This window comes from Rhizobium sp. CSW-27 (assembly GCF_018760785.1).
Classification (GTDB): Bacteria; Pseudomonadota; Alphaproteobacteria; order Rhizobiales; family Rhizobiaceae; genus Neorhizobium.
On sequence record NZ_JAHHZO010000010.1, the window covers coordinates 156,279 to 179,468 of the forward strand.

The window sequence follows — 23,190 nt, forward strand, 5'->3', positions numbered from 1 at the left end:
GGAGACGCAAGCCACGGGCAAGTCCAGTCATAGAATATCCGCGCAGCTGAAACATGATGTCTTCGGAGTTGCGCGATGATTGTTCTCCATGTGAGCGCCCTGCTGATTGCGGTGATCATTTTCTTCACCATGCTGATGATCGCCGGCATCGATCCCCACCGCCGCGCGGTTGCCACGCGCGTCCTGTGAAAACCGCCAGCGCATGACCGCCAGCCGGCTCCGGGCAGACGGGCGAACGGGCAGTCGCGGCCGGTTTACCCCTGCCGGAGCCTGTTTCCGCCCCGCCAGAAAATCTTCTGGGCCTCGGCGCACGGATCGCGCTGTTCCGGAACGGTGCAGCAGCCGCACCGCCGAAGCTTGACGATCACGCGGAGTTTTTCCCTTTGCCGCATTCACGGCGACAAGTCCGTGTACAAACACTGCATTGCCTCCGGATCGGCCGCATTTTTGTCGAAGTCCGCGTCAGAGGACTAGCGCGCCGGTGCATCCACGAATAACCGTCATGCATCAGAGCTAGAAAATAGCCGTCACCGCAGGTTATCGATGAAAAGCCCGGAAAACATGAACGAACCGGAAGAACTCGGCATTCCCACCGAACCGGCCCGCAGCGCCATTGTCATGCTGCTGGCACGGTTCCGCATCTATCTCACCTCGATTGCCATGCTGGTGGTCGCAGTCATGATGGCCGTCGCCATCTACCGCCTGACCAGCGAAGTCCGCTATGACGAGGTCGTGACCGCGCTGAAGGATACGAGCTGGCGGGCGATCGGCCTTGCCGTTCTCTTTACAGCCCTCAGCTTCGCCGCGCTGATCTATTACGACATGAACGCGCTGGACTATATCGGTCGCAGACTGCCGGCCGTACCAGTGGCCGTCACCGCCTTCAGTGCCTATGCCATCGGCAATACCGCGGGCTTCGGTGCACTGAGCGGCGGCGCGATCCGCTTCCGGGCCTATAGCCGCCTCGGCCTGTCGCCGGAGGATATCGCCCGCGTCATCGCCTTCGTCACCTTTGCCTTCGGCCTTGGCCTGCTGGCCGTCAGCGCCATGGCGGCGCTGGTGACGGCCCCGCGGCTGGCCGCGATCACCGGCATGGAGCCGGACTGGCTGCGTGCAGGCGCCGTCGTGGTGCTGGCGGCGCTGGCCCTGCTGCTGTTCGTCGGCCGCAACGGCCGGCGCGTGGAAATCGCCGGCATTCGCCTGAGGCTGCCCGACACGCTCACCTCCTCGCGGCAGTTCCTGATCACCGCCTTCGACCTGGCGGTTTCGGCCACGACGCTTTACGTCCTGCTGCCGGAAACCAATATCGGCTGGCCCTCCTTCTTCGCGATCTATGCCGCGGCCATCGGGCTCGGGGTTCTCTCGCACGTGCCGGCCGGGCTCGGCGTGTTCGAGGCGGTCATTCTCGGCGCGCTCGGCGGCTCCGTCAGCGTCGATGCGCTGCTGGGCAGCATCGTGCTCTACCGCATGATCTATCACGTGCTGCCGCTGACCATTGCCATCGTCAGCATCGTGTTTTCCGAAGCGCGTGCGCTGGCCAGGCATCCGATGGCGGGCGAGATCGCCACCGTCGCAACCCGCATTTCGCCGCCACTGCTCTCCGCCTTCGCGCTGATGCTCGGCACCATGCTGATCTTTTCGAGCGTTACCCCGACGCCGGACGGCGATCTCGACATCGTGTCGCAGTTCCTGCCGCTGCCGATCGTCGAAGGCGCCCACTTCCTGTCCAGCCTGCTCGGCCTTGCGCTGGTCATCGCCTCGCGCGGACTTGCCCAGCGGCTGGACGGAGCGTGGTGGGTGGCACTGGTCTCCGCCAGCCTTGCCTTCGCCTTTTCCTTCATGCGTGCGCTGGCGCTGGGCGAGGCAACCTTTCTCGGCCTGTTCGTCGTCGCGCTGGCCGCAAACGGTCGCCGCTTCAGGCGGCCCGCCTCGCTGTTCAACCAGGTGCTGAGCCTGCCGTGGATCATGGCCATGCTGGTCATCCTCGCCGGCGCCGCCACGATCCTGTTCCTCGTCTATCGAGACGTGGATTACAGCCACCAGCTCTGGTGGCAGTTCGAATTCTTCGGGGAAGCCCCGCGTGGTCTGCGTGCCCTGCTCGGCGTCACCATCCTGTCGCTGGCGGTGGCGATCTTCAGCCTGCTGCGACCGGCCTTCCATCATCCCGAACCGCTTGACGCCGCGGATCTGGAAAAGGCAATCGCCATCCTGGACCAGAGCGACAATGCCGATGCCAATCTGGTGCGCATGGGCGACAAGCGGGTGATGTTCTCCGACAGTGGCAAGAGCTTCATCATGTTCGCCATTCAGGGCCGCTCCTGGATCGCGCTCGGCGATCCCGTCGGCGATCCGTCGGAGCGGGCCGAAATGATCTGGCGCTTCGTGGAACGCTCGCGCGGCGCCGGTGGCAGGGCGGTGTTCTATCAGGTCTCGCCGGCGCTTCTCTCCTTCTGTGCCGATGCCGGCCTCAGGGCCTTCAAGCTCGGCGAGATGGCCATAGTCGACCTCGTCCATTTCGATCTGAAGGGCGGGCGCCTTGCCGGACTGCGCCAGGCGCTGAACAAGGGCCGCCGCGACGGCATGGAGTTCGAGATCATCGAAACGGAAGAGGTCATGCGCGTCATGCCGGACCTCAGGCGCGTCTCCGATGGCTGGCTTGCCCATCACAACACGCGCGAAAAGGGCTTCTCGCTCGGCGTCTTCGAGGAAGGCTATGTTGCCTCCCTGCCCGTGGCTGTGCTGCGCAAGGAAGGCCAGATCGTTGCCTTCGCCACCATCTTCAGAACGGCAACCCTGAAGGAAGGCAGCGTGGACCTGATGCGCTTTTCCCCGGACGCGCCGCGCGGAGCGATGGACTTCCTGTTCGTCAGCCTGCTGGAATACCTGAAAAATGCCGGATATAGCACGTTCAATCTCGGCATGGCGCCGCTTTCGGGCATGTCGAAGCGGGAGGTTGCGCCCGTCTGGGACCGCATCGGAGGCACCTTGTTCGAACACGGCGAACGCTTTTACAATTTCAAGGGGCTCAGGGCCTTCAAGTCGAAGTTCCATCCGCACTGGCAGCCGCGCTACATGGCGGTGTCGGGCGGCACGGGCGTCGTACTGGCACTGATGGATGTGACGCTGCTGATCAGTGGCGGCGTGCGCGGAGTGGTTGGGAAATGAAGCATTACAGGAGTGGCCTTGTTGCGATGGCCCTGGCCGCGATCGCATCGCTTGCGCAGGCACAGACGCCGCCGCAGCAGGGCTTCGATACGGGCATGATCCCCTCGCCGCACATCATCAAGCCGAAGGGCGCGATGAAGGCGAACATCTTCCTGCTGTCGGACGGCGACGGCTGGAACGCGCTGGAGGAGAAGCAGGCCCAGGCACTTGCCGCCAAGGGCGCGCTCGTCATCGGCATCGACCTGCCGAGCTATCTTGCCTCGCTCGGCAAGGATGAGGACGATTGCATCTACATGATCTCCGACGTGGAATCACTGGCCCAGCAGGTACAGCGCTCGCTCGGCAACGGCAGCTATCGCTCGCCGATCATTGCCGGCATCGGCGCCGGCGGCGCAGTCGTGCTCGGCATGGTGGCGCAGAGCCCGCCGGCCACCATCGGCGAGGCGATTGCCGTCGACCCGGAAGCGGCGATCCGGCTGCCGAAGGTGTTGTGCACGCCGGCGGACAAGCGCACCGAAGGCGATGCCACCGTCTATGGCCTGACCGACGGCGATCTGCCGATGCCGGTCAGCATCTTCCTGTCGAAGGCTGCCGATGCCGCCGGGCGGGCACATGCCAAGGAATTGCAGGCCGCCCATGACGACATCGACATTCAGGGAACCGACAACGCCGCCACCGATGCGCTGATGCAGGCACTGTCCGACAGCATCGACGCGGCAAACAGCGACGACGAGCCGCTTGGCCTGCCGCTCACCATCCTCGATACCAAGCCGAAATACGACACGATGGCGATCATCTATTCCGGCGACGGCGGCTGGCGCGACATCGACAGCGATGTGGGCGCCGCCCTGCAGGCGGACGGGGTGCCGGTGGTCGGCGTGGATGCGCTGCGCTATTTCTGGTCGGAAAAGACGCCGGAGCAGACCGCAGCGGATCTCAGCCGCATCATCCGCGCCTATCGCAAGCAGTGGAACGTCTCGCGCGTGCTGCTGATCGGTTACTCCTTCGGCGCCGACGTGCTGCCTGCAACCTTCAACAAGCTGCCCGATACGGACCGGAGCAAGGTGGTGATGATGAGCCTGCTGGCGCTGTCGCACCTGGCGAACTTCGAGATCTCCGTCTCCGGCTGGCTCGGCGGACAGGGCACCGGCACCGGCGGCGATCCGACCGAGCATCTGAAGAGCATCGATCCCAAGCTGGTGCAATGCATCTACGGAACGGATGACGATGACGATGCCTGCAAGCCGCTGGCCGCACGCGGCATCGAGACGCTCGGCATCGATGGCGGACACCATTTCGACGAGGATTACGAGAAGCTGGCCCAGCACATCCTGGCCGCGCTGAAGACCCGCCTCGGCAAGTGAATTGCCGACGGCCAACCGAACAGGGGGAGACGCGAGCGCAGGTTCCGTCTCCCCTTTCCTTTGCGCCGCACACTTTCCGCTTGCCAAGCCGGCTGAAATATTCTGTAGCCAATCACGGAGAGTTGAGACTGCCGGCCGGCGCGGTCGGACAAAGGGAATCGTTTCATCATGGAAATCCTCACTGCGGCGGGCCTTGCGGCGCTTTTTCAGGTTATCGCCATCGATCTGGTGCTGGCGGGCGACAATGCCATCGTGATCGGCCTCGCTGCGGCGGGTCTTCCCGACCATCAGCGCCGCCAGGCGATCCTGGTCGGCATCGTGGCGGCCACCGTGCTGCGCATCGCCTTTGCCACGGTGACGGCCTATCTGCTCGGCATTGTCGGCCTGCAGCTTCTGGGCGGCCTTCTGCTTGGCTGGGTCTGCTGGAAGATGTGGGTGGAGCTGCGCGCGGCGGAAGCCGAGGCTGCCGATGCGCTGAGTGAAGCCGACCGGGAAATGACCAAGGTCAACAAGACCTTCCTGCAGGCCGCGACGCAGATCGTCATTGCCGACGTCTCCATGTCGCTGGACAATGTTCTGGCGGTCGCAGGTGCCGCCCAGGAGCACACCAGCGTTCTGGTGATCGGCCTCGTCATCTCCATTGCCCTGATGGGGCTTGCGGCCAATCTGGTTGCCCGCCTGCTGCACCGTCACCGCTGGATCGCCTATCTCGGCCTTGCCGTGATCGTCTACGTGACGCTCAACATGCTGTATCATGGCACGGTGGAAGTTCTTCCCTATCTGGGGAACCTGATCGGCTGAGAAACGGGAAACCGGGCAAGACTGCTCACTCCATGGCACAAGATGCGGTCGCGATCGTTGGAGGCGGACCCGCCGGCCTGATGGCGGCGGAGGTTCTGGCCGCGGCCGGCCGCCGGGTCAGCGTCTTCGAGGCCATGCCGACCTTCGGGCGGAAATTCCTGCTGGCCGGCAAGTCCGGCCTCAACATCACCCATTCGGAAGATTACGGCCGTTTCCGCACCCGTTTCGGCGCGTCGAACGGCCGGCTGGCCGCGGCCCTTGATGGCTTCACCCCGGCCGATATCCGCGCCTGGGCCGAAGGGCTCGGCACGCAAACCTTCGTCGGCTCCTCCGGCCGGGTGTTTCCCACGGTAATGAAGGCCTCGCCGCTGCTGCGCGCCTGGCTGAAGCGCCTGGCCGAGATGGGGGTCACGCTGCTGCCCCGCCACCGGCTGCTCAGTCTCACGCCCGGCGGCGGCCTCTTCGAGACGCCGGACGGCGAGCGCGAGATCCGCGCGGATGCCATGTTGCTGGCGCTCGGTGGCGCCAGCTGGCCGCGGCTCGGCTCGGACGCCGCCTGGGTGGCCGGGCTTCGGCATCAGGGCATCGCCATTGCCGATTTCCGCCCGGCCAATTGCGGCTTCGACGTGAACTGGAGCGACGCCTTCCGCAGCCGCTTTGCCGGCGAGCCGGTCAAGGCGGTACGGCTCACCTCCGAGGCGGGTGTGACACAGGGGGAATTCGTCATCAGCCGCCACGGCGTCGAAGGAAGCCTGATCTATGGCCACGCCGCTGCGTTGCGCGACCGGCTGGACCGCGACGGGGTGGCGGCGCTGCAACTGGATCTGGCGCCCGGCCGCAGCCTGGAAAGGGTCGCGGCAGCGCTCGAGCGCCTGCCGGCGCGCACCAGCCTGTCGAACCGGCTGCGCAGGGCGGCCGGCCTCGAGGGGGTCAAGGCGGCGCTGGTGCGCGAATGCGCGCCCGCGATTGCCGAGGCGGATCCGGCCGAACAGGCCGCCGCGATCAAGGCCCTGCCGGTGCCGCTGCTTCGCCCCCGCCCGATCGAGGAGGCGATCTCGTCGGCTGGCGGCATCGCCTGGGCGGGCATCGATGCAGGCTACATGCTGACGGCGCGCCCCGGCACCTTCGTGGCCGGCGAGATGATCGACTGGGAGGCGCCGACCGGCGGCTATCTGCTGACCGCCTGCCTTGCCACCGGCCGCGCCGCGGCCCGCGGCATCGACCGCTGGCTGGATGAAGGCTCGGGCGTCAGGTGAACAGAAAGACGATGTGCACGACGGCCACCAGCGTGATGCCGGCCACCGCCGTGTAGGAACCATAATAGAGGCATTCGTATTTCTGCGCGCAGATCTTGCTCATGTGATACTGTGCCTTCAGCCTCTCGCGGAAGATATCGCCATCCGAGCAGGCCTCCACCGCCTCGATATAGTCCTCCGGGCTGTCGTAATTGGCGACATTGCTGAAATAGACGATGCCCTTGGCCTTTGCCGTGCGCGAGCGCGGCCGGATGGCATTGAACGCAAAGAAGCAGGAGACCAGCAGCAGCACAAGCGGCAGCAGGATGAGCGCCGCATTCCACGAGAACGGCTCGCCCTTCAGGAAGCTTGCATAACGGTCGTTGGAGACGATCCACAACGAGATGGTGGACGAGGCGGCAAACAGCCAGGAGGACTTGGTATCGGCTTGCTGGATATACTGCCGCAGATAGGCATCGTGATAAGCCGTGAAATTTTTCTTGCTGTCTTCCATCGACGCAACCTGAACAAGACACCTGTCTGACTGAAACGAGCGGGCAGGACCGACAATACCATCCGCAGCAGACCCCATCAGGGTCCGCCGGACTTCAGCATCGCGCGAGAAAACTTGCACAGTCAAGCATCCGGGCACAGGATCTGCCCGCTGTCTCATCTTTGCCGCTGTGGGAATTTGGTGAAAACTGGTGCTGCCGAGTGGGATTGAACCACCGACCTCTCCCTTACCAAGGGAGTGCTCTACCACTGAGCTACGGCAGCAGTTTTGCGTCAGAGCGTGTCTGCGCTGCGGTGAGCGGGCTATTGCCATAGCTGATCCGGGAGTGCAAGCCGCAAATTTCACTTCTTTGCGGAAAGCGGTGAATTCATCCGCCCTCTTTGGCTTTTGATCGCTTTTCCGCTATGGAGACACCATGAGCGCCACAGACGAATCGAACCTGCAGAATCAGGAGCCAACGCGGCACCAGCCCACCGAAGCCGAGCTTCGCAAGGCCCGCGCCGCCCAGAAGCTGCGCGAGAACCTGATGCGTCGCAAGCAACAGGCCCGCGCAAGGCGATCCGGCCAGGCTGACATGACGGAGGGCCTGCCAGCCGCCAGGGCGGACGAATCATCCGCCTGAGGCGACAGCCCCGATTCGTCCGTCGGCGCATCCGAATTGAAGCGCCGGGGGAATTCGGCTAAGGACCCCATCTTTCGCGCATTATCAGGAAAGGCGGGCGCTTGCCCGTTGCAGTCATATGGATCGCATCAGAATTACCGGCGGCAACGCCCTGCATGGCATCATCCCGATTTCCGGTGCCAAGAATGCCGCCCTGCCGCTGATGATCGCCTCGCTGCTGACGAGCGACACACTGACACTGGAAAACGTGCCGCATCTGGCCGATGTCGAGGGCCTGATGCGCATCCTCGGCAATCATGGTGTCGACATTGCCGTCAATGGCCGGCGCGAACGCCAGGAAGAAGGCTATTCGCGCACCATCCATTTCACCTGCCGCACGATCGTCGATACGACCGCACCCTATGAACTGGTGTCGAAGATGCGGGCCAGCTTCTGGGTTATCGGTCCGCTTCTGGCCCGCGAGGGCCGCGCCCGCGTCTCGCTGCCCGGCGGCTGCGCCATCGGCACCCGTCCGGTCGACCTGTTTCTCGAAGGCCTTGCCGCGCTGGGCGCCGAGATCGAGATCGACGGCGGCTATGTCAACGCGACGGCGCCGAAGGGCGGGCTGGTCGGCAACCGTTACCGCTTCCCGAAGGTTTCCGTCGGCGCCACCCATGTGATGATGATGGCGGCCACGCTCGCCCGCGGCACGACGGTCATCGAGAATGCGGCGCGCGAGCCGGAAATCGTCGATCTCGCCAATTGCCTCAACGCCATGGGTGCGAGGATTTCCGGCGCCGGCAGCAAGACGATTACGGTCGAGGGCGTCACCGCCCTGTCCGGCGCGCGCCACCGCGTGCTGCCGGATCGTATCGAGACCGGCACCTATGCCATGGCTGTTGCCATGACGGGCGGCGACGTCGTGCTGGAAGGCACCAATGCGGCCCTGCTCGATAACGCGCTCGACATCCTGCGACAGACGGGCGCGGAGATCACCGCGACCGAGACCGGTCTGCGCATCGTGCGCAATGGCCACGGCATCCATCCGGTCGACGTGGTGACGGAGCCCTTCCCCGGCTTCCCCACCGACCTGCAGGCCCAGTTCATGGCCCTGATGACGCGCGCCTCCGGCGTGTCGCATATCACCGAGACCATCTTCGAAAACCGCTTCATGCACGTGCAGGAGCTGGCCCGCCTTGGCGCCCGCATCTCGCTTTCGGGCCAGATGGCGCGCGTCGAGGGCGTTTCCCGCCTCAAGGGCGCACCGGTGATGGCAACCGACCTGCGCGCCTCCGTCTCGCTGGTGATTGCCGGCCTTGCCGCGGAAGGCGAGACGGTGGTCAACCGCGTCTACCATCTCGATCGCGGTTTCGAGCGACTGGAGGAAAAGCTGACCCGTTGCGGCGCAATCGTCGAGCGCGTCAGCGAATAGGCCTCGGCTGTTGCGTCCGGCCGTCCGCCATCCTATCTCCATGTCCTGACGCAGAAAGCCGCCAAACCCTTGCGGCGCGACGAGGACATCATGGACACGATGACGGATCTGAAGCTTTTGGCACTGGACGAGGAAGACCTGAAGATCGTATCCGCCCACATGCAGGACAGCGTCTTCAAGCCGCATGATATTGACTGGAGCCCGAAGCGCAGGCAGTTCTCGCTGGTGGTCAACCGTTTCGTCTGGGAAGCGGCCGATCGCGGCGACAAGGGCTATGAACGTCGCCGCGCCGTGCTCAGCTTCAAGCGGGTGGAGGCCGTGCGCGCTCTGGGCGTCGATCGCGATAGCAGGAACGACGTCCACTCGCTTCTTGCCATCCGCTTCACGCAGAGCGGCGAGGGACCGGATGGTGTGATCGAGCTGACGCTGGCGGGAGGGGCCGCGATCAGCCTGGATGTGGAATGTATCGAGGCGCAGCTGGCCGATACCGGCGGTGCCTGGGGAACCGCGAACCTGCCGAAGCACGACTGACGTGCGAGGCGGAACGGCTTGCCCGAACGGGCGGCCCGTGGTTTTCAGTGTGAGGGGACGAGTGAAGTGGCAATCTGGCTTGAGCAGGCGTCGGCAGATTTCGAGGTGCAGTTTTCCGCCTTCCTGACGACGAAGCGGGAAGTTTCCGAAGATGTGAATGCGGTGGTGCGCGCCATCATCGAGGATGTGCGCGCCCGCGGCGATGCGGCGCTGCATGCGTATTCGCTGCGCTTCGACAAGGTCGATCTCGCCGCCGTCGGCATGCAGGTGACGGAAGCGGAGATCGAGGCGGCCTTCGACGCTGTCGAGCCGACCGTGGTCGACGCGTTGCGGCTGGCAGCTGAACGTATCGAGCGCCACCATGCCCGCCAGATGCCGAAGGACGACATCTACGAGGATGCGATCGGCGTCGGCCTCGGCTCGCGCTGGACGGCGGTCGAGGCCGTCGGGCTCTATGTACCGGGCGGCACGGCAAGCTATCCGAGCTCGGTGCTGATGAATGCCGTTCCTGCCCGCGTGGCCGGTGTGGAACGGCTCGTCATGGTCTGCCCGGCCTCCGGCGGCGCAATCAATCCGGCCGTGCTGGTCGCGGCGAAGATCGCCGGCGTTAGCGAGATCTACCGGATCGGCGGCGCGCAGGCGGTGGCAGCGCTTGCCTATGGCACCGAGACCATACGGCCCGTCTATAAGATCGTCGGCCCCGGCAATGCCTATGTCGCCGCCGCCAAGCGGCAGGTGTTCGGCACCGTCGGCATCGACATGATCGCAGGCCCTTCGGAAGTGCTGGTCATCGCCGATGCGGAAAACGACCCGGACTGGCTGGCCGCCGACCTGCTGGCCCAGGCAGAGCACGATGCCGGCGCGCAATCGATCCTGATCACCACCGACCGATCCCTCGGCGAAGCGGTGGAACAGGCCGTGGAGCGCCAGCTGAAGACGCTGTCGCGCGCCGAAACCGCCGCCGCCAGCTGGCGCGATTTCGGGGCGATCATTCTGGTGGAAAGCCTTGAGGCCGCACTGCCGCTTGCCAACCGGATTGCCGCCGAGCATCTGGAACTGGCGGTCGCCGATCCGGATGCGCTGCTGCCCGGCATCCGCAATGCGGGTGCGATCTTCATCGGCCGCCATACGCCGGAAGTGATCGGCGATTATGTCGGCGGCTCGAACCACGTGCTGCCGACAGCCCGTTCCGCGCGCTTCTCCTCCGGCCTGTCGGTCCTCGATTTCGTCAAGCGCACCTCGATCCTCCGGCTCGGCCCGGATCAGCTGAACGCGCTGGGACCGGCGGCCGTCACGCTTGCCCATTCCGAGGGACTCGACGCGCATGCGCGGTCCGTCTCCATCCGTCTGAACCGAGGGCGATGATTGATGGCCAAGGGCGATTTCCGGCTGTGCGACGTGGTGCTGGACGACAGCATCGGCCGTTCCACGCCGGATGTCGAGCATGAGCGGGCCGTCGCCATCTTCGATCTGATCGAGGAAAACCGCTTCGAGCCCGTGGGCCATGATGGTGGGCCCTACCGGCTGAACATTTCGCTGGTGGAACAGAAGCTGGTCTTCACCATCACCACCGATGGCGGCGAGCCGGTTGCCACCCATATCCTTTCGCTCACCCCCTTCCGGCGGATCATCAAGGACTATTTTATGATCTGCGAGAGCTATTACGAGGCGATCCGCTCCTCGACGCCCTCGCAGATCGAGGCGATCGACATGGGCCGCCGCGGCATTCACAACGAGGGGTCGGAAACGCTGCAGGAGCGGCTGAAGGGCAAGATCGCCCTCGACTTCGATACGGCACGGCGCCTGTTCACGCTGGTCTGTGTGCTCTATTGGCGGGGGTGAGCGTGCAGGAAGCGCCGGCCGCCGATACGAAGCTTGCGAAGCCCGGTGCCATTCTCTTCATGTGCGGCATGAACGCCATTCGCTCACCCATGGCCGAGGTCATTGCAAAACGGCTGCTGCCACACGATATCTATGTGCAGTCGGCCGGCGTTCGCGCCGGCGATTCCGATCCCTTCGTCGAGGTGGTGCTGTCCGAAATCGGCCTGTCCATGCCGAAGAAGCATCAGCCGCGCACGCTGGAGGACCTGGAAGACGACTATTTCGACGTGATCGTCACGCTCTCGCCGGAAGCGCATCACCAGGCGCTGGAACTGACCCGTTCCAGTGCGGTGGAGGTCATCTACTGGCCGACGCTCGACCCTTCGGTGGAAACCGGCACCCGGGACCAGGTGCTGGAGGCCTATCGCAGGGTGCGCGATGAACTGTGGCGGCGGATCGAGGCGCGATTCGTCCGGCCCGGCGTGCAGGAGGAGCAGCGGATCTGACGCCGCAACACAGGCGTTGACGGCGCCGCCAGATTCGCGCAGATGCAAGGTTCACAAACGGGCGGGGAACGTGTAGTTTCCGCGCAATTTTCAAGCTGCGGCCACTTTGCGGCCACATCCCTATCAACGACAGGAAGACAAGCTCTAGATGGCGAAAGAAGAAGTCCTCGAATTCCCGGGCATCGTAACGGAACTGCTGCCCAATGCAACATTCCGCGTGAAGCTCGAAAACGAACACGAGATCATTGCCCACACGGCCGGCCGCATGCGCAAGAACCGCATCCGCGTTCTGGCTGGCGACAAGGTTCTCGTCGAAATGACGCCCTACGACCTGACCAAGGGTCGCATCACCTACCGCTTCAAGTAAGCGGACCTTCCGCATCCGGGCGCGCTGCCTGCAGGAAACCCCATGTCTCTGGATCAAAAGCTCATCCTGGCCTCCGGCTCGCCGCGTCGCCTCGACCTGCTCAACCAGGTGGGGATCAAGCCCGCGCGCCTGATGCCGATGGATATCGACGAGACGCCGAAGAAATCGGAACATCCGCGCTCACTGGCGCGGCGCCTGTCCTGCGAAAAGGCCGAGGCAGCACTTGCCGCGATTCAGGGCGATGCCGCCTGGCGCAACAGCTATGTCCTCTCGGCCGACACGGTGGTCGCCGTCGGACGGCGCATCCTCTCCAAGACCGAATACATGGACGAGGCCTCGGCTGCGCTGCACCTGCTTTCCGGTCGTGGCCACTGGGTCTATACCGGCGTGTGCCTGATCACCCCCGGCGGGCAGTTCCGTCAGAAGGTGGTGGAAACCAAGGTGCGCTTCAAGCGGCTCTCCGAACGGGAGATCGAGGCCTATCTCGCCTCCGACCAATGGCGCGGCAAGGCCGGCGCCTATGCAATCCAGGGCATCGCGGCAAGCTTCGTGCAGAAACTGGTGGGTTCCTACACCAATGTGGTGGGCCTGCCGCTTTATGAAACGACGCTGCTGCTCAATGGCGAAGGCTTCACGGTATCCCGCCACTGGGCAGACGGCTGAGGACAGGCCATGACATCGAACGAGAACAGTCCTTCCGGCGCCAGAGTGGCGCCGCTGCGCAAGGCGCGCCCCTGCCCCGAATGCGGCAAGCCCTCCGTGCGCGATCACTATCCCTTCTGCTCCGATCGCTGCCGCACGCTCGACCTGTCGCGCTGGCTGAATGGCTCCTACGCCATCCCCGTTGCCGAGGACGAAACCCGGGCCGAGCCCGGAGACGACTAGGACGCAACACGGAAAACGCGCTAAACGGCGCGTTTTTCCTTTGCAGTTTCAGAGGCTTGGCAAGTTTTTCACAGAGCCGTCAAAAAAGTGCGCCAACGTGCTTGCCTTGGCCGAACAAGATGTTATAACCCCGCTCGCTCCCGGGGGAAACGCCCCCGGCGGTTTCGAGAGAAGCCGGAAGGTCTGACCAAAGGCCAAGATGCCCGGATAGCTCAGTTGGTAGAGCAGCGGATTGAAAATCCGCGTGTCGGTGGTTCAAATCCGCCTCCGGGCACCATTACAATTCCTGAAGACGTGCGAATGACAACTGAATAGCCGAAGCAGCGCGCTCGGTCCTGCCTGTGACCTGACGTCGTTCACACCGGACGAGATTTGCTCGATAACGGCGAAGGCTGCCGCCCGGCCATTGCAACATGCGAAGCCCTGTTCGGCATATGTTCATGCCAGATCACCGCCTGTATCCTGCGTCTCCTCCCAAGAGATTGAAAAACCTTCACAACAGCTGCCGATATCCGCGGGTTGAGACATGGCGGCAGGCCATTTTTTGCTGTAAATGCTTTCCTGATCGAAAAACAATAGACGCTTATTCAAGAGAATATTTCAGGATGGCCAGTATCGTATGGGGAGGAGCAGCGTGAACTCCTTGAGGAAGCAGGTCGGCATCGGTCGCGAGCGGTACTGGATCCTTGCGGACCCCGGCTATGGGCAGCATCTGGGAGATCGCTTCGAGCCTCATACCTTTGCCCTGCTGGAAACGCTGTGCACTCCCGATTCGCACGCACTCGATATTGGCGCCAATATCGGCATCACAGCGATCGCCATGGCCCAGCTTGCGCCCAAAGGGCGTGTCGATGCAATCGAGCCTGTTCCTGCCGCCTACCGATATCTGGAGGAAAATGTCGGGAATTCCGGATTTTCGAACATCGTGACGCATAATTTCGCCCTCGGACGCCGCGATGGCGAGGTGGCGATGCAAGGCAACCCCGGCAACCTTTCCGGCTCCTTTGTCGCGGATAAACATAGAATCGACGATGGGATCCATTTCCGCGAGATCGTCAGACAGCACAGGCTCGACGACGTCTTTTCCGGCCTGGGCCTCGAGCGGATAGACTTCGTCAAGATGGATGTCGAAGGTTACGAGCTTGATGTTCTGGAGGGCATGCGGGACCTGCTCTGCCAACACCAGCCGACCATCCTCCTGGAGATGAACTATCTGACGCTCAATCTCTGGCGCGGACTGTCGCTCACGGACTTTCGCGACCAGATCCTGGATATCTTTCCTGCCGTCTACGCGGTTCATGACGGCGAGTATGTGGATTTTCGCGATGAAGCGGCGAGCCACTCCGTCCTGTACAGGCATCTCACCAGTTGGGCCTTCATGGACATCGTCGCCGGCTTCGATCGCGACTTCATCACAGACAGGCTTCGCCGCCTTCCGGACATTCGCGCCCGTCAGGCGTCTATCGAACTGGAAAACAATGCGCTCGTTTCTGCAAACCAGCGCATTGCCCAGCTCGAGGCGGAGTTGAGCGCGTCCAGCCGGCGTGTTGCCGACCTTGAATCATCCCGCAGCTGGCGGATTACCGCTCCACTTCGTGCATTGAAGCGTGCCGCCTCTCGCCGGACATGACCGGACTTCCATCGCAAACACTGTCAAGATCATCGGTGATATTCGACCACAAGCGGTCGGCGCATTCCTTCCAGCTCAGCGGCCTGATGTTGCGGCTGTCGGGCCGGGCCTGTTGGGGCAAGGCAAACCACGCCTTGATGGACCGGACAATCTCGGACGGTCCGCCCGCCTGAAAATAATGGGCATGGGTGCCCGCCACCTCCCGAAAGACGGGGATGTCCCTGACAATGAGGGGGGCCGCGTGTTTGGCCGCTTCGACGATGGGCAGTCCAAATCCTTCACCGTAGGAGGGAACGATGACGCAGGTGGCGGCCGCATAGACCTTTCCGAGATACTCGTCGCTCACCCCGGAAAGCCAGAAAAGGCGATGGTTGCGCTGGGGGTGCGCATTTATCCGTTCAATCAGGTGATCGACCATCCAGCCCTGCTTGCCCACCAGCACGAGATTGCCGTCAAAACCCTCGTCCCATAGCGCTTCAAAGGCATCCAGCAATTCGGCATGTGCCTTTCGCGGTTCGAGCGTGGCGACGCAGACAAAGCTTTGCTCAGCAGTGAACCTTTCGATTTGCCGCGCTTCCTCGCCGGTGATGCGCCTATCGTTGTCGCGGACCTCGATGTCGGATCCCAGGGGAAAATGGAGGAGCTTCAGGGTTTCCAGCCTGGCGGGGTCATGGACAGCAATCCAGTCAGAAAGCTCCTGTTGAACAGACCGGGAAATGCAGATCAGCCGGCAGCCGAACCGGACGATCGCCCTCAGCCAGTCGGAATGGAGGACTTCGGCCGCCGGCGGAAAGCAGCCGGGAAGCCGAACAGGCAGGAGATCGTAGACGACGAACATGATCTCACCGCCCCTGCTCTTGATCTCCTCGAAGAAGGGCTGGGTCCTGTCGAAAAACCTGTGATTGAGATCGAGGCCGACAAATATGTCCCCCTTCCCGACATGCACAGGGGCGTCTGCAGGCATCCAGTCGTGCAGGCCGAGAAACTCCTTCATGAAGGAGCGCGCATAGCGGTATCCTTCGCCCTCCTCCGGCTTGAAAACCGGCTCCACGTTGAAGATCGTATCGGTCCGGCGCGCAAACTCCGAAAGGATGTTTCGGACAACCCTCTGGATGCCGGTCTTCGCGTCCCGTTTCGCCAGCTCCGTGACGTCCAGAAAGATCTTGCGCTTGTGCATGGGGGGCTCGAATGCACCGGCTAGGCAACGGGAGGCGGCGGCGAGATCTGCGCGTGATCGCTCAGTTGGAAGCGCCGCGATAGCCTTGACGGCTTCAAAGCGATGGCAGGATTGGCTGCCGGCATGAAACCCTTCGATGGCCTCGCTATAGGAGGCGGCGACAGTCTCCGGATCGAGCTTGTCGGCGACATGGCGACGCGCGCGCGCGCCAAGAACGCTGCAGCGCCCCCGGTCCCTGACCAGGGCCATCAGCACGCCGGCAAGTTCCTCTGCTTCAAACCGGTCCGGCAGCTTGATGACCACGTCATCGGGGAGTTCGGCGAGAGACCCGTTGCCATTGACGATGGTGGGCAATCCTGCGGCCATGCAGTCGTTGACGGCAGCGGAGGTCTCCCCGCGGGAATTGCTCCTGAGCTGGACGGCCACATCGGCAGCCGCCAGATAGTCGCGATAGGTCTCCATGCTGACATGTCCGGTGATGCGGATCCTGTCCTTCAGCCCCACCCGCTCCAGAACCTCGCGGATGACCTGACGGAATTCCCCACTTGCCTCCGCCCCCACGAAGACGAGGTGAGCTGCACCATCCGCATGCAGACCGGCCTGCAACCAAGCCGTCACCAGTTTGTCATTCAACTTCAGCTTTCCCATCACGCCGAACGAGCACACCAGAATGTCTTCGGGCTTCAGGCCGAGTTTCATTCTGGCAGCATCGCGTGACGGCAGAACCGGGATCTGCCTCAACAGGGGAAGCACCGACCAGCTGCCGTTGACCTGCGAACCGTAGCATTGCTGTGCGAGAGATCTGGCATATTGGCTGTGCACGATCACGCCATGCGCCGTCTCAAGCGCCATGAAGTTCGCCGGGTAATTGTAGATAAGCGGTGTGATGTCCCTGTTTTCTTCATTGTCGAGAAGAGCCGGATACCCATGTGTGCGGTAGAGGCTTTCGGACCAGAGGCCAGACTTTCCCTCATGAACGGCCAGGTGTGCAATGATGCCGCTCAGGTAGAAATCGTGGAGGACAACGACGCCCGGTGCATAGCGTATCATGTCGAACATATGGCTGTGATACGTCGAATTCCCGAAGTGATAGAGAATCCTGTCGTATCTCGAATATTCCTTCTGGAAACGCTCGACGCTCACAATCGGCAGGCCCAAGGTTTCATGGGACTCCATGCCCTTATCCCGGTCGATGACGAGGTCTATGTCGTAGAAGGTCGTGAGCGGCGGGATCAGTTCCGCGCTATAGTCGGCAATGCCGCTCCTGTCGGGTGGCAGAGGCGATACATAGGCTAGCCTGGGGCGAGCACGGGCAAGGGGATTTGCCCTGCCTTCGGCCTGAAACCGCTGACGGGCATGGATCTCCTCGAAGGCTTCCCAGGATTTCTTCGCCGTTGCATCCCACGAAAACCGACCGCTTTGCTCACGAGCGTGTACCGCCATCACATTGCGAAAATCGACGTCGGTCAAAGAGCGCAACAGCACCCGGCAGATGTCATCGACATTGCGCGGGTCAAACAGCGCATCCTTACGGCCGACGACCTCGGGCAGGCTTGAGGTACTGGAGGCAATCGTGACCGCACCACATTGCAACGCTTCCAGCACCGGAAGACCAAACCCTTCGTGCAGGGAGGGAAAGCAGAATGTGGTGCACAGATTGTAGAGCTTGATCAGATCGTCCTCACTGACGTGCCCGGTCATCACAAGATCATTGTCACCCAGGCCGTGTCGCCTGGCGACGGATTTAAGCAGGGCAATGTCATCGTTTCTGGCAGAGCAGACGATCACGAGTTGATAGTCCGTCCTGATGTCGTTCGGCAGCGCTGCGAAGGCCGCTATCAGCGCATCGATGTTCTTGCGCGGATCAATACCTCCGGTGTACATGATGAATTTCCGGGAGATGGCGTATTTTGTCAGAACCGCCCGTGCGGACGATGCATCAATGGGAATTTGCATGAAATGCGGATCCGCCGCGGTCGAAATCGCAACGACCCTGTCCGGCGAAAGACCGAGGAACTCGACGGCCTCGCGCCGGGAATGCTCGGAAATCGCCAGCAACAGGTCAAGACTTTTCAACCGCTCGATCTTGCTCAGATACCAGGCCCTGAAGTCCGGGCGAGCAAGATAGATATCGGGATAGACGTAGGGAATGATATCATAAAGCGTCGCGGCCGTTGTCGTGGCTGATCCGGCCCCCCCCTCAGCGGTCACGGCGTCGTCCCAGAAGCCTTCGAACATGCTGCTGACATGTATGATATCCGGACGCAGGCTTTCGCAGAACATGCGCTTGATGATAGCATTGGCGTCGTATCGCCATTTGTTTTCGCGGTTCAGATGAGCGGAAGACGAAATCGTGTCGAGGAAATGCAGCCGCTCCGCGCCGAACAGCCCTGCCATTCGCCGCGCAACGTCATCTGCGCCGTCAACCAGCGTCCGGGACAGAACCATGTCAACGTCATGCGCCCCGGATGTGCGCAGAAGCGCTTCCATCCATGACAGGGTATAGCGTCCGATTCCCCGACCGCGGCTGCTGACGCTCTGCGCACCGATGAGATCTACGAGCAACTTCACTTTTTCGCCAATCCTGACAGATATTTCACCGATTGTTCAGCCTTCACGATCTGTTCGATCAGGATGTGTTCCGTCTCCGTCAGAGCGTCCGGGTCAGAGCCAGCCCCGGCCGACTGCATCGTGACCACGACCGAGGGCGTCAGCAGAGCCTTGCGAATGAAGCGCTCGACACCTGGAAAGCGGCTGACCAGACGGCGCGCCCGCAGTTGCAGGTCCGGCGAGCGTCTCACCTTTCTGTACAGTCCGTGCAGGATGAAAACAGCTATCCTGTGCGGACGCGAATTGGGCTTGAAGGTGAGCCAGGCCACTGACCCGTTTTTCAGAAACCGCAATGGGAAGAGGACGGCGAAACGAATGCGACTCGTATGGACACCGAAGCGGACAAAGATCGGCCGCATCGCCCGCTTGATCGACGCACTGACCATGCGATAGGGGGAAGTGATCCTCCAACTGAAGCTGGAGCGCAGATCCATGACCTGCTGATGCAGCAGGTCGCTCCGGTGCGTCCAGTCGGCAACGTCCAACAGGAGCCCCTGAATATTCTTCTCCGTCGCTTCGACATATCGTGCATGGCGGTCTTCAAAGGCTTGCAGTTCGCGCGCCAGATCGTTTCGCCGCGCCTCGGCTTCGGACAAGCCGCCTTGAACCGTCCGCAGTTGCTCCTCTGTCTGGCTAAGCTTTTGCCTCAGCTCGATCTCGCGTTCGAGGTCCGTCATTCGCGCCTTGGCGAGCCTGACGATGTCTGCAGTCAACTCGCGCACCTGTGCGGAACGCCCCGAGTGATCGCACCGGACGCTGTCTGGTTCATCACGAACCACCGGAAGCTCCCTGTTGAACCGGGACACAAGGCTTGAACTCGAGGTTCCGGACAGGACGAAGCCATCGAAGACATTGGGAGGAACACCGAAGGCGTCTGCATCCAGCTCGGCATTTTCGTGGATGTAAAAGCAGTTGAGCCCATCGAAGTACCGGGCCTGGTATCCACGGCTTTCAAGCAGATGCGCCCATCCATGATCGGTTCTATCTCTGCTGGAGGGTGCGGTCGCCTCGATCACCACGACGAAAGGCCTGACCTCGCTTTTTCCCCAGCTGCTGAGGACGTCCTTCTCCATACCCTCCACATCGATCTTCAACCAGCATATGGTCCGGTCTGCGAACATCTCAAGAATGCTCTCCAGCGAGAGGCAGTCGACATGCACCTCCTCCCACGCCAGACCGGATTGCCTGTGCCGCTCAGCAATGCCACGATCTGCCGTGCTCAATCCGGTTTCGGGAAAACAGTAGAAGGCAATCGGGCCGGGACCGGTTCCGACCGCAGCCTCGATGACCACCTCGTCCGGACGGGCATCTCGCATCTTCTCAGCATAGGCGTGGACCGGCTCGATGCTGACACCGCGCCAGCCTCTTTCGTAGAAGCCGCAGCTGACGGAATCGGTGACCGGGTCCTGCGCGCCGATATCGATATAGAAGCCGTTATCGATATGGCTGAACGCGCGCCAGAGGATCACGTCTTCGAAGTTCTGGGCGTAGGATGTAAACATTGTCTCTCGTTTGCCATCGGGAGTCGCGCCTTGCGGCGAATCCTGCATGTATTTTCTCGGTTTCCGAGTATTTCGGCGCCAAGTCCGGGCGGCTCTCCCCGCATCTTGAACCCATATGCCCGACAGGTCCTTGGCTGCTGCACCAGGCGCTGCAGGAAAAGGACGGCTGCATGGATCGGCGGAGTGCGTGAGTTCTCCGGCAGCGGGAAGAGACGGCGAAACGGGATCATCGGCTCCCTCAGCTTTCCGATCTGCTTGCGCTGACACGTTGACGCCAGTCGGCAAGGACGGCGGCTATCGTCTCTTCGACCGGGAAGCGCGGTGTCCAGCCGAACACCTGGAAAGCGCGCTCGGCATTGCCGCGTGCGAGCGGGATATCGACCGGCCGCAACCGTTCCTGCGACACAGCGACCTCGATCCGTCGGCCAGACAGACGGATCAGGATATCGAGGATCGTTCCGATCTGCACCGCCCTGCCCGATGACAGGTTGAAAACCTGCCCTTCCACCCCTGTGACCTTGCCAAGCGCGGCAAGTGCATAAGCGCGCACCACATCACGCACGTCGAGAAAATCCCGATAGGCGCTCAAATTGCCAACCTCGATGACAGGCTCCGAGAGGCCCTGCTCGATCCGGGCAATCTGGCTGGCAAAGGCGGGCAGGACATAGGCAGCCGTCTGGCCCGGTCCCGCGTGGTTGAAGGGGCGAAAGCGGATGGAACGCAGCCCGTCGCGATACATCCGCCCCAGAGCGATGTCGGCAGCAGCCTTTGTTGCTCCATAGACCGTGAGGGGGCGTAATGCCGCGCCTTCAGTCACGGCCTCTCCTTTTGTCTCTGCAAATGTCTGGCCATAGGTCTCCGAGCTTCCCGCATAGATAAACCGGCAGTCAGGCACTTCGCTCAATGTCGCCCGGGCGAGATTGACGGTTGCCGTGAAGTTGACGTTCCATGCCGTCACCGGATCACGTCTGGCCTCCTGCGGATCGGCAATGGCAGCGAGATGGATGATGGCCGTAGGATGCAACTCGCGCAGGACCCGAACAACCGTCGCCTCATCCCGGATATCCAGAGCGATATCGCAGCCCGGACCGCGGCCACAACCGTAAAGCTCAAGGGGTTCGTCCCCGGCGGCATCCTGCAGGGCCGGCATGAGCCAACGCCCCACAAATCCGTTTGCCCCGGTCACGAGGATCCGATGTTGCGGCATCATCGGCATCGTCCTCAAGTGAATACCAATGTGGCCAAACATGTCGGACTGGTCGCGACCATCTCAGGAACCGTTCAGGAGAACATGGCCACCGGGGCCGCGCCAGAGGCCAGCCGCATCCGAGTCTATGGCGATGCGCTGGCGGTGCATCGCGGCCAGCATCAGGCTCGCAAGCGCGGCGTCACGCTCCGGCCCGTCGGAAATGATGCCGATAAGAGGCTTCCCATCACGATCCATGATCGCGGCAGCCGGATCGGCGAGCGTCATAAAGAGAGATGCACCATCCCGCCGCCAAACTTGACGAAGATCACTCACAACGCCTCTCGATACTTAACTTCGAGACGGTGCCAGCCATCCATTCGGTGACACCGGCATAGGTTTCGCCGCTGTCGAATATCCAAGCAACCATGGCCTGTTTTCCGCATAAATATCTTCGCTTGAAGCCCATTCTGTGAGTGACGATCCGCATCTTGTCAATATTCAATGCATGCTTCTGGGACATTCGAAGGAATGAGATGGGACATCAGGAAATTTCTTTCCCGGTCGACATTGTTATTTACGACACAGAGATATCCAATATATTATTGATGGAGCAAAATCTGGAAAATTCTCCCTTTGGTTGTCCTGTCCGACCATGCCAGGAAATTTTTGTATCATACGAAATGTCGTATACTCCATTTCCCGTCTCCCGATTACATTTCCGAGAGACCTCCTTTATACCCGGCTGTGCCAATCGGCCTGCCTGGACAATCCGTCTCCTTGGTCACTCCTGATTTCGTCCCGACACGTTTGGGCTGTACACTCACTGTCTCATTGGGGGAGCCTTCGGTTATTCCCCTGAAATTTCAGGGAAGTTCACAAGGTTGTCGCACAAATCGGGGAGGCTGCGGCGTTCCATGAAGCCTTGCCGGCGGTTGATCTGCCGGACCTGATGAAGACAGTCCCGATGCCCTCCCCCGATATTTCCCCCCGCCTTCCCCAGCATGCCTCGAACCGTCTGCTGCTGATGTCCGCTGCCGCGCTGGAAGCCGGCGAACTGGCGCGTCGCTCGCTGAAGCGGCGCTATGCCGACCAGATGGTGGCCAAGGCGCCGCGTGATTACCAGACCGAGATCGACGTGGCGGTGGAGGAGATCATCGTGCGGCGCATGCGCGAGCATTTTCCCGACCACGCCATCACCGGCGAGGAGGCTGTCGCCAATCATGAGGCGGCGGAGGGTGCGCCGCGCATCTATATCGATCCCATCGACGGCACCACGAACTATGCCTGGGGCATTCCGCACTTCGGCATGACGATCGCCATCGTCGAACAGGGCGAGGTCACCTGCGGCGTGGTCTATGACAGCATGCAGGACGAATTGTTCGTCGCCGAGAAGGGCAAGGGCGCGTTTGTCAACGGCGAACGGCTCGTCTGCCGGCCGGTGGACAGCGTCGAGGACGTGCTGATCGGCGCCGGCCTGCCGATTCCCGGACAGGTGAAGAGCACCAGCGAGGACACCTATTTCGCGGCGCTGCGCCGCCTGATGGCCAACACATCCGGCGTCCGCCGCCTGGGCTCCGCCTCGCTCTCGCTCGCCTATGTCGCCTGCGGCCGGCTCGACGGCTTCTTCGAGGACGGCCTGTCACTGCACGACTATGGCGCCTCCATGCTGCTGATCCGCGAGGCAGGCGGCCGCGTCACCGGCTTTTCCGGCGGCCCGATCGGCCCGCACGGTGACATTCTCGCCTCAAATGGCGCGCTGCATCCCTGGCTGCTTGAGGGTTTTGCCGGCCGCTGAGCGGCAGCAGGTCAACCGAACGACGAAAACGGCGGGCACCAGACCCGCCGTTTTGCTGTCGTTCA

The 23,190-nt window shown here is 62.3% G+C and carries 21 protein-coding genes and 2 tRNA genes; 16 read left to right on the forward strand and 7 right to left on the reverse strand.

Annotated features, from left to right (window positions below):
* Positions 1-561: 561 nt before the first annotated feature.
* The 4 genes from mprF to KLP42_RS18900 all read left to right on the forward strand — a co-directional run bounded on the left by mprF (position 562) and on the right by KLP42_RS18900 (position 6,586).
* On the forward strand, positions 562-3,165 hold the full coding sequence (gene mprF / locus KLP42_RS18885; protein ID WP_502941321.1) for a bifunctional lysylphosphatidylglycerol flippase/synthetase MprF: 2,604 nt from the start codon (positions 562-564) through the stop codon (positions 3,163-3,165).
* Positions 3,162-4,529 (forward strand): virulence factor family protein, encoded by a 1,368-nt coding sequence (locus KLP42_RS18890; protein WP_252193093.1) that lies wholly within the window; start codon positions 3,162-3,164, stop codon positions 4,527-4,529. Before mprF ends, KLP42_RS18890 begins: the two co-directional genes overlap by 4 nt.
* 168 nt (positions 4,530-4,697) lie before the next feature.
* Complete coding sequence (locus KLP42_RS18895; protein ID WP_215568506.1) at positions 4,698-5,330, forward strand: YjbE family putative metal transport protein; 633 nt, start codon at positions 4,698-4,700, stop codon at positions 5,328-5,330.
* Between the two features lie 32 nt (positions 5,331-5,362).
* Positions 5,363-6,586 (forward strand): TIGR03862 family flavoprotein, encoded by a 1,224-nt coding sequence (locus tag KLP42_RS18900; RefSeq protein WP_215568507.1) that lies wholly within the window; start codon positions 5,363-5,365, stop codon positions 6,584-6,586.
* Here KLP42_RS18900 and KLP42_RS18905 read toward each other — a convergent pair.
* Complete coding sequence (locus KLP42_RS18905; RefSeq protein WP_215568508.1) at positions 6,579-7,079, reverse strand: Pycsar system effector family protein; 501 nt, start codon at positions 7,077-7,079, stop codon at positions 6,579-6,581. The genes KLP42_RS18900 and KLP42_RS18905 overlap by 8 nt on opposite strands.
* Positions 7,080-7,267: 188 nt before the next feature.
* Positions 7,268-7,342 (reverse strand) — tRNA-Thr (locus KLP42_RS18910).
* 152 nt (positions 7,343-7,494) lie between these two features.
* On the opposite strand from KLP42_RS18910, the gene KLP42_RS18915 reads away from it, so the two are divergent.
* From KLP42_RS18915 to KLP42_RS18965, 11 genes are all read left to right on the forward strand, one after another.
* Positions 7,495-7,701 (forward strand): hypothetical protein, encoded by a 207-nt coding sequence (locus tag KLP42_RS18915; protein WP_215568509.1) that lies wholly within the window; start codon positions 7,495-7,497, stop codon positions 7,699-7,701.
* 118 nt (positions 7,702-7,819) lie between these two features.
* Entirely contained in the window at positions 7,820-9,112 is a 1,293-nt protein-coding gene (gene murA / locus KLP42_RS18920) for a UDP-N-acetylglucosamine 1-carboxyvinyltransferase (RefSeq protein ID WP_215568510.1), read from the forward strand.
* Positions 9,113-9,211: 99 nt separating this feature from the next.
* The gene (locus KLP42_RS18925; protein ID WP_215568574.1) at positions 9,212-9,643 is read left to right on the forward strand and encodes a DUF2948 family protein; all 432 of its coding nucleotides are present in this window, start codon (positions 9,212-9,214) and stop codon (positions 9,641-9,643) included.
* Between the two features lie 66 nt (positions 9,644-9,709).
* Entirely contained in the window at positions 9,710-11,008 is a 1,299-nt protein-coding gene (gene hisD, locus KLP42_RS18930; RefSeq protein ID WP_215568511.1) for a histidinol dehydrogenase, read from the forward strand.
* A 3-nt stretch (positions 11,009-11,011) separates the two neighbouring features.
* The gene (locus KLP42_RS18935) at positions 11,012-11,485 is read left to right on the forward strand and encodes a UPF0262 family protein (RefSeq protein WP_215568512.1); all 474 of its coding nucleotides are present in this window, start codon (positions 11,012-11,014) and stop codon (positions 11,483-11,485) included.
* A 59-nt stretch (positions 11,486-11,544) separates the two neighbouring features.
* Complete coding sequence (locus KLP42_RS18940) at positions 11,545-11,970, forward strand: arsenate-mycothiol transferase ArsC (RefSeq protein ID WP_215568575.1); 426 nt, start codon at positions 11,545-11,547, stop codon at positions 11,968-11,970.
* Between the two features lie 148 nt (positions 11,971-12,118).
* The gene (gene infA / locus KLP42_RS18945; RefSeq protein WP_007759621.1) at positions 12,119-12,337 is read left to right on the forward strand and encodes a translation initiation factor IF-1; all 219 of its coding nucleotides are present in this window, start codon (positions 12,119-12,121) and stop codon (positions 12,335-12,337) included.
* A 42-nt stretch (positions 12,338-12,379) separates the two neighbouring features.
* Positions 12,380-13,000: a Maf-like protein gene (locus KLP42_RS18950; protein WP_215568513.1), complete on the forward strand. Its 621-nt coding sequence runs from the start codon at positions 12,380-12,382 to the stop codon at positions 12,998-13,000.
* 9 nt (positions 13,001-13,009) lie between these two features.
* On the forward strand, positions 13,010-13,222 hold the full coding sequence (gene yacG / locus KLP42_RS18955) for a DNA gyrase inhibitor YacG (RefSeq protein WP_215568514.1): 213 nt from the start codon (positions 13,010-13,012) through the stop codon (positions 13,220-13,222).
* A gap of 201 nt (positions 13,223-13,423) precedes the next feature.
* Positions 13,424-13,499: transfer RNA gene (locus KLP42_RS18960), tRNA-Phe, on the forward strand.
* 357 nt (positions 13,500-13,856) lie between these two features.
* On the forward strand, positions 13,857-14,852 hold the full coding sequence (locus tag KLP42_RS18965; RefSeq protein WP_215568515.1) for an FkbM family methyltransferase: 996 nt from the start codon (positions 13,857-13,859) through the stop codon (positions 14,850-14,852).
* Here KLP42_RS18965 and KLP42_RS18970 read toward each other — a convergent pair.
* The 5 genes from KLP42_RS18970 to KLP42_RS18990 all read right to left on the reverse strand — a co-directional run bounded on the left by KLP42_RS18970 (position 14,803) and on the right by KLP42_RS18990 (position 21,832).
* Positions 14,803-18,600 carry a glycosyltransferase gene (locus KLP42_RS18970; RefSeq protein WP_215568516.1) on the reverse strand — a complete coding sequence of 1,266 codons (3,798 nt, stop codon included), beginning with the start codon at positions 18,598-18,600 and terminating at the stop codon, positions 14,803-14,805. The genes KLP42_RS18965 and KLP42_RS18970 overlap by 50 nt on opposite strands.
* On the reverse strand, positions 18,597-20,189 hold the full coding sequence (locus KLP42_RS18975; RefSeq protein ID WP_215568517.1) for an FkbM family methyltransferase: 1,593 nt from the start codon (positions 20,187-20,189) through the stop codon (positions 18,597-18,599). Before KLP42_RS18975 ends, KLP42_RS18970 begins: the two co-directional genes overlap by 4 nt.
* Positions 20,190-20,379: 190 nt before the next feature.
* A complete protein-coding gene (locus tag KLP42_RS18980) occupies positions 20,380-21,357 on the reverse strand; it encodes an NAD-dependent epimerase/dehydratase family protein (protein WP_252193094.1) in 978 nt (325 codons plus the stop codon).
* A gap of 54 nt (positions 21,358-21,411) precedes the next feature.
* Positions 21,412-21,615, reverse strand: a complete 204-nt coding sequence (locus tag KLP42_RS18985) for a hypothetical protein (RefSeq protein WP_215568518.1) — start codon at positions 21,613-21,615, stop codon at positions 21,412-21,414.
* A gap of 40 nt (positions 21,616-21,655) precedes the next feature.
* On the reverse strand, positions 21,656-21,832 hold the full coding sequence (locus KLP42_RS18990) for a hypothetical protein (RefSeq protein WP_215568519.1): 177 nt from the start codon (positions 21,830-21,832) through the stop codon (positions 21,656-21,658).
* 462 nt (positions 21,833-22,294) lie between these two features.
* Between KLP42_RS18990 and KLP42_RS18995 the strand changes: the two genes are divergently transcribed.
* Positions 22,295-23,125, forward strand: coding sequence for an inositol monophosphatase family protein (locus KLP42_RS18995; protein WP_215568520.1), 831 nt, complete (start codon positions 22,295-22,297; stop codon positions 23,123-23,125).
* Positions 23,126-23,190 lie beyond the last annotated feature (65 nt).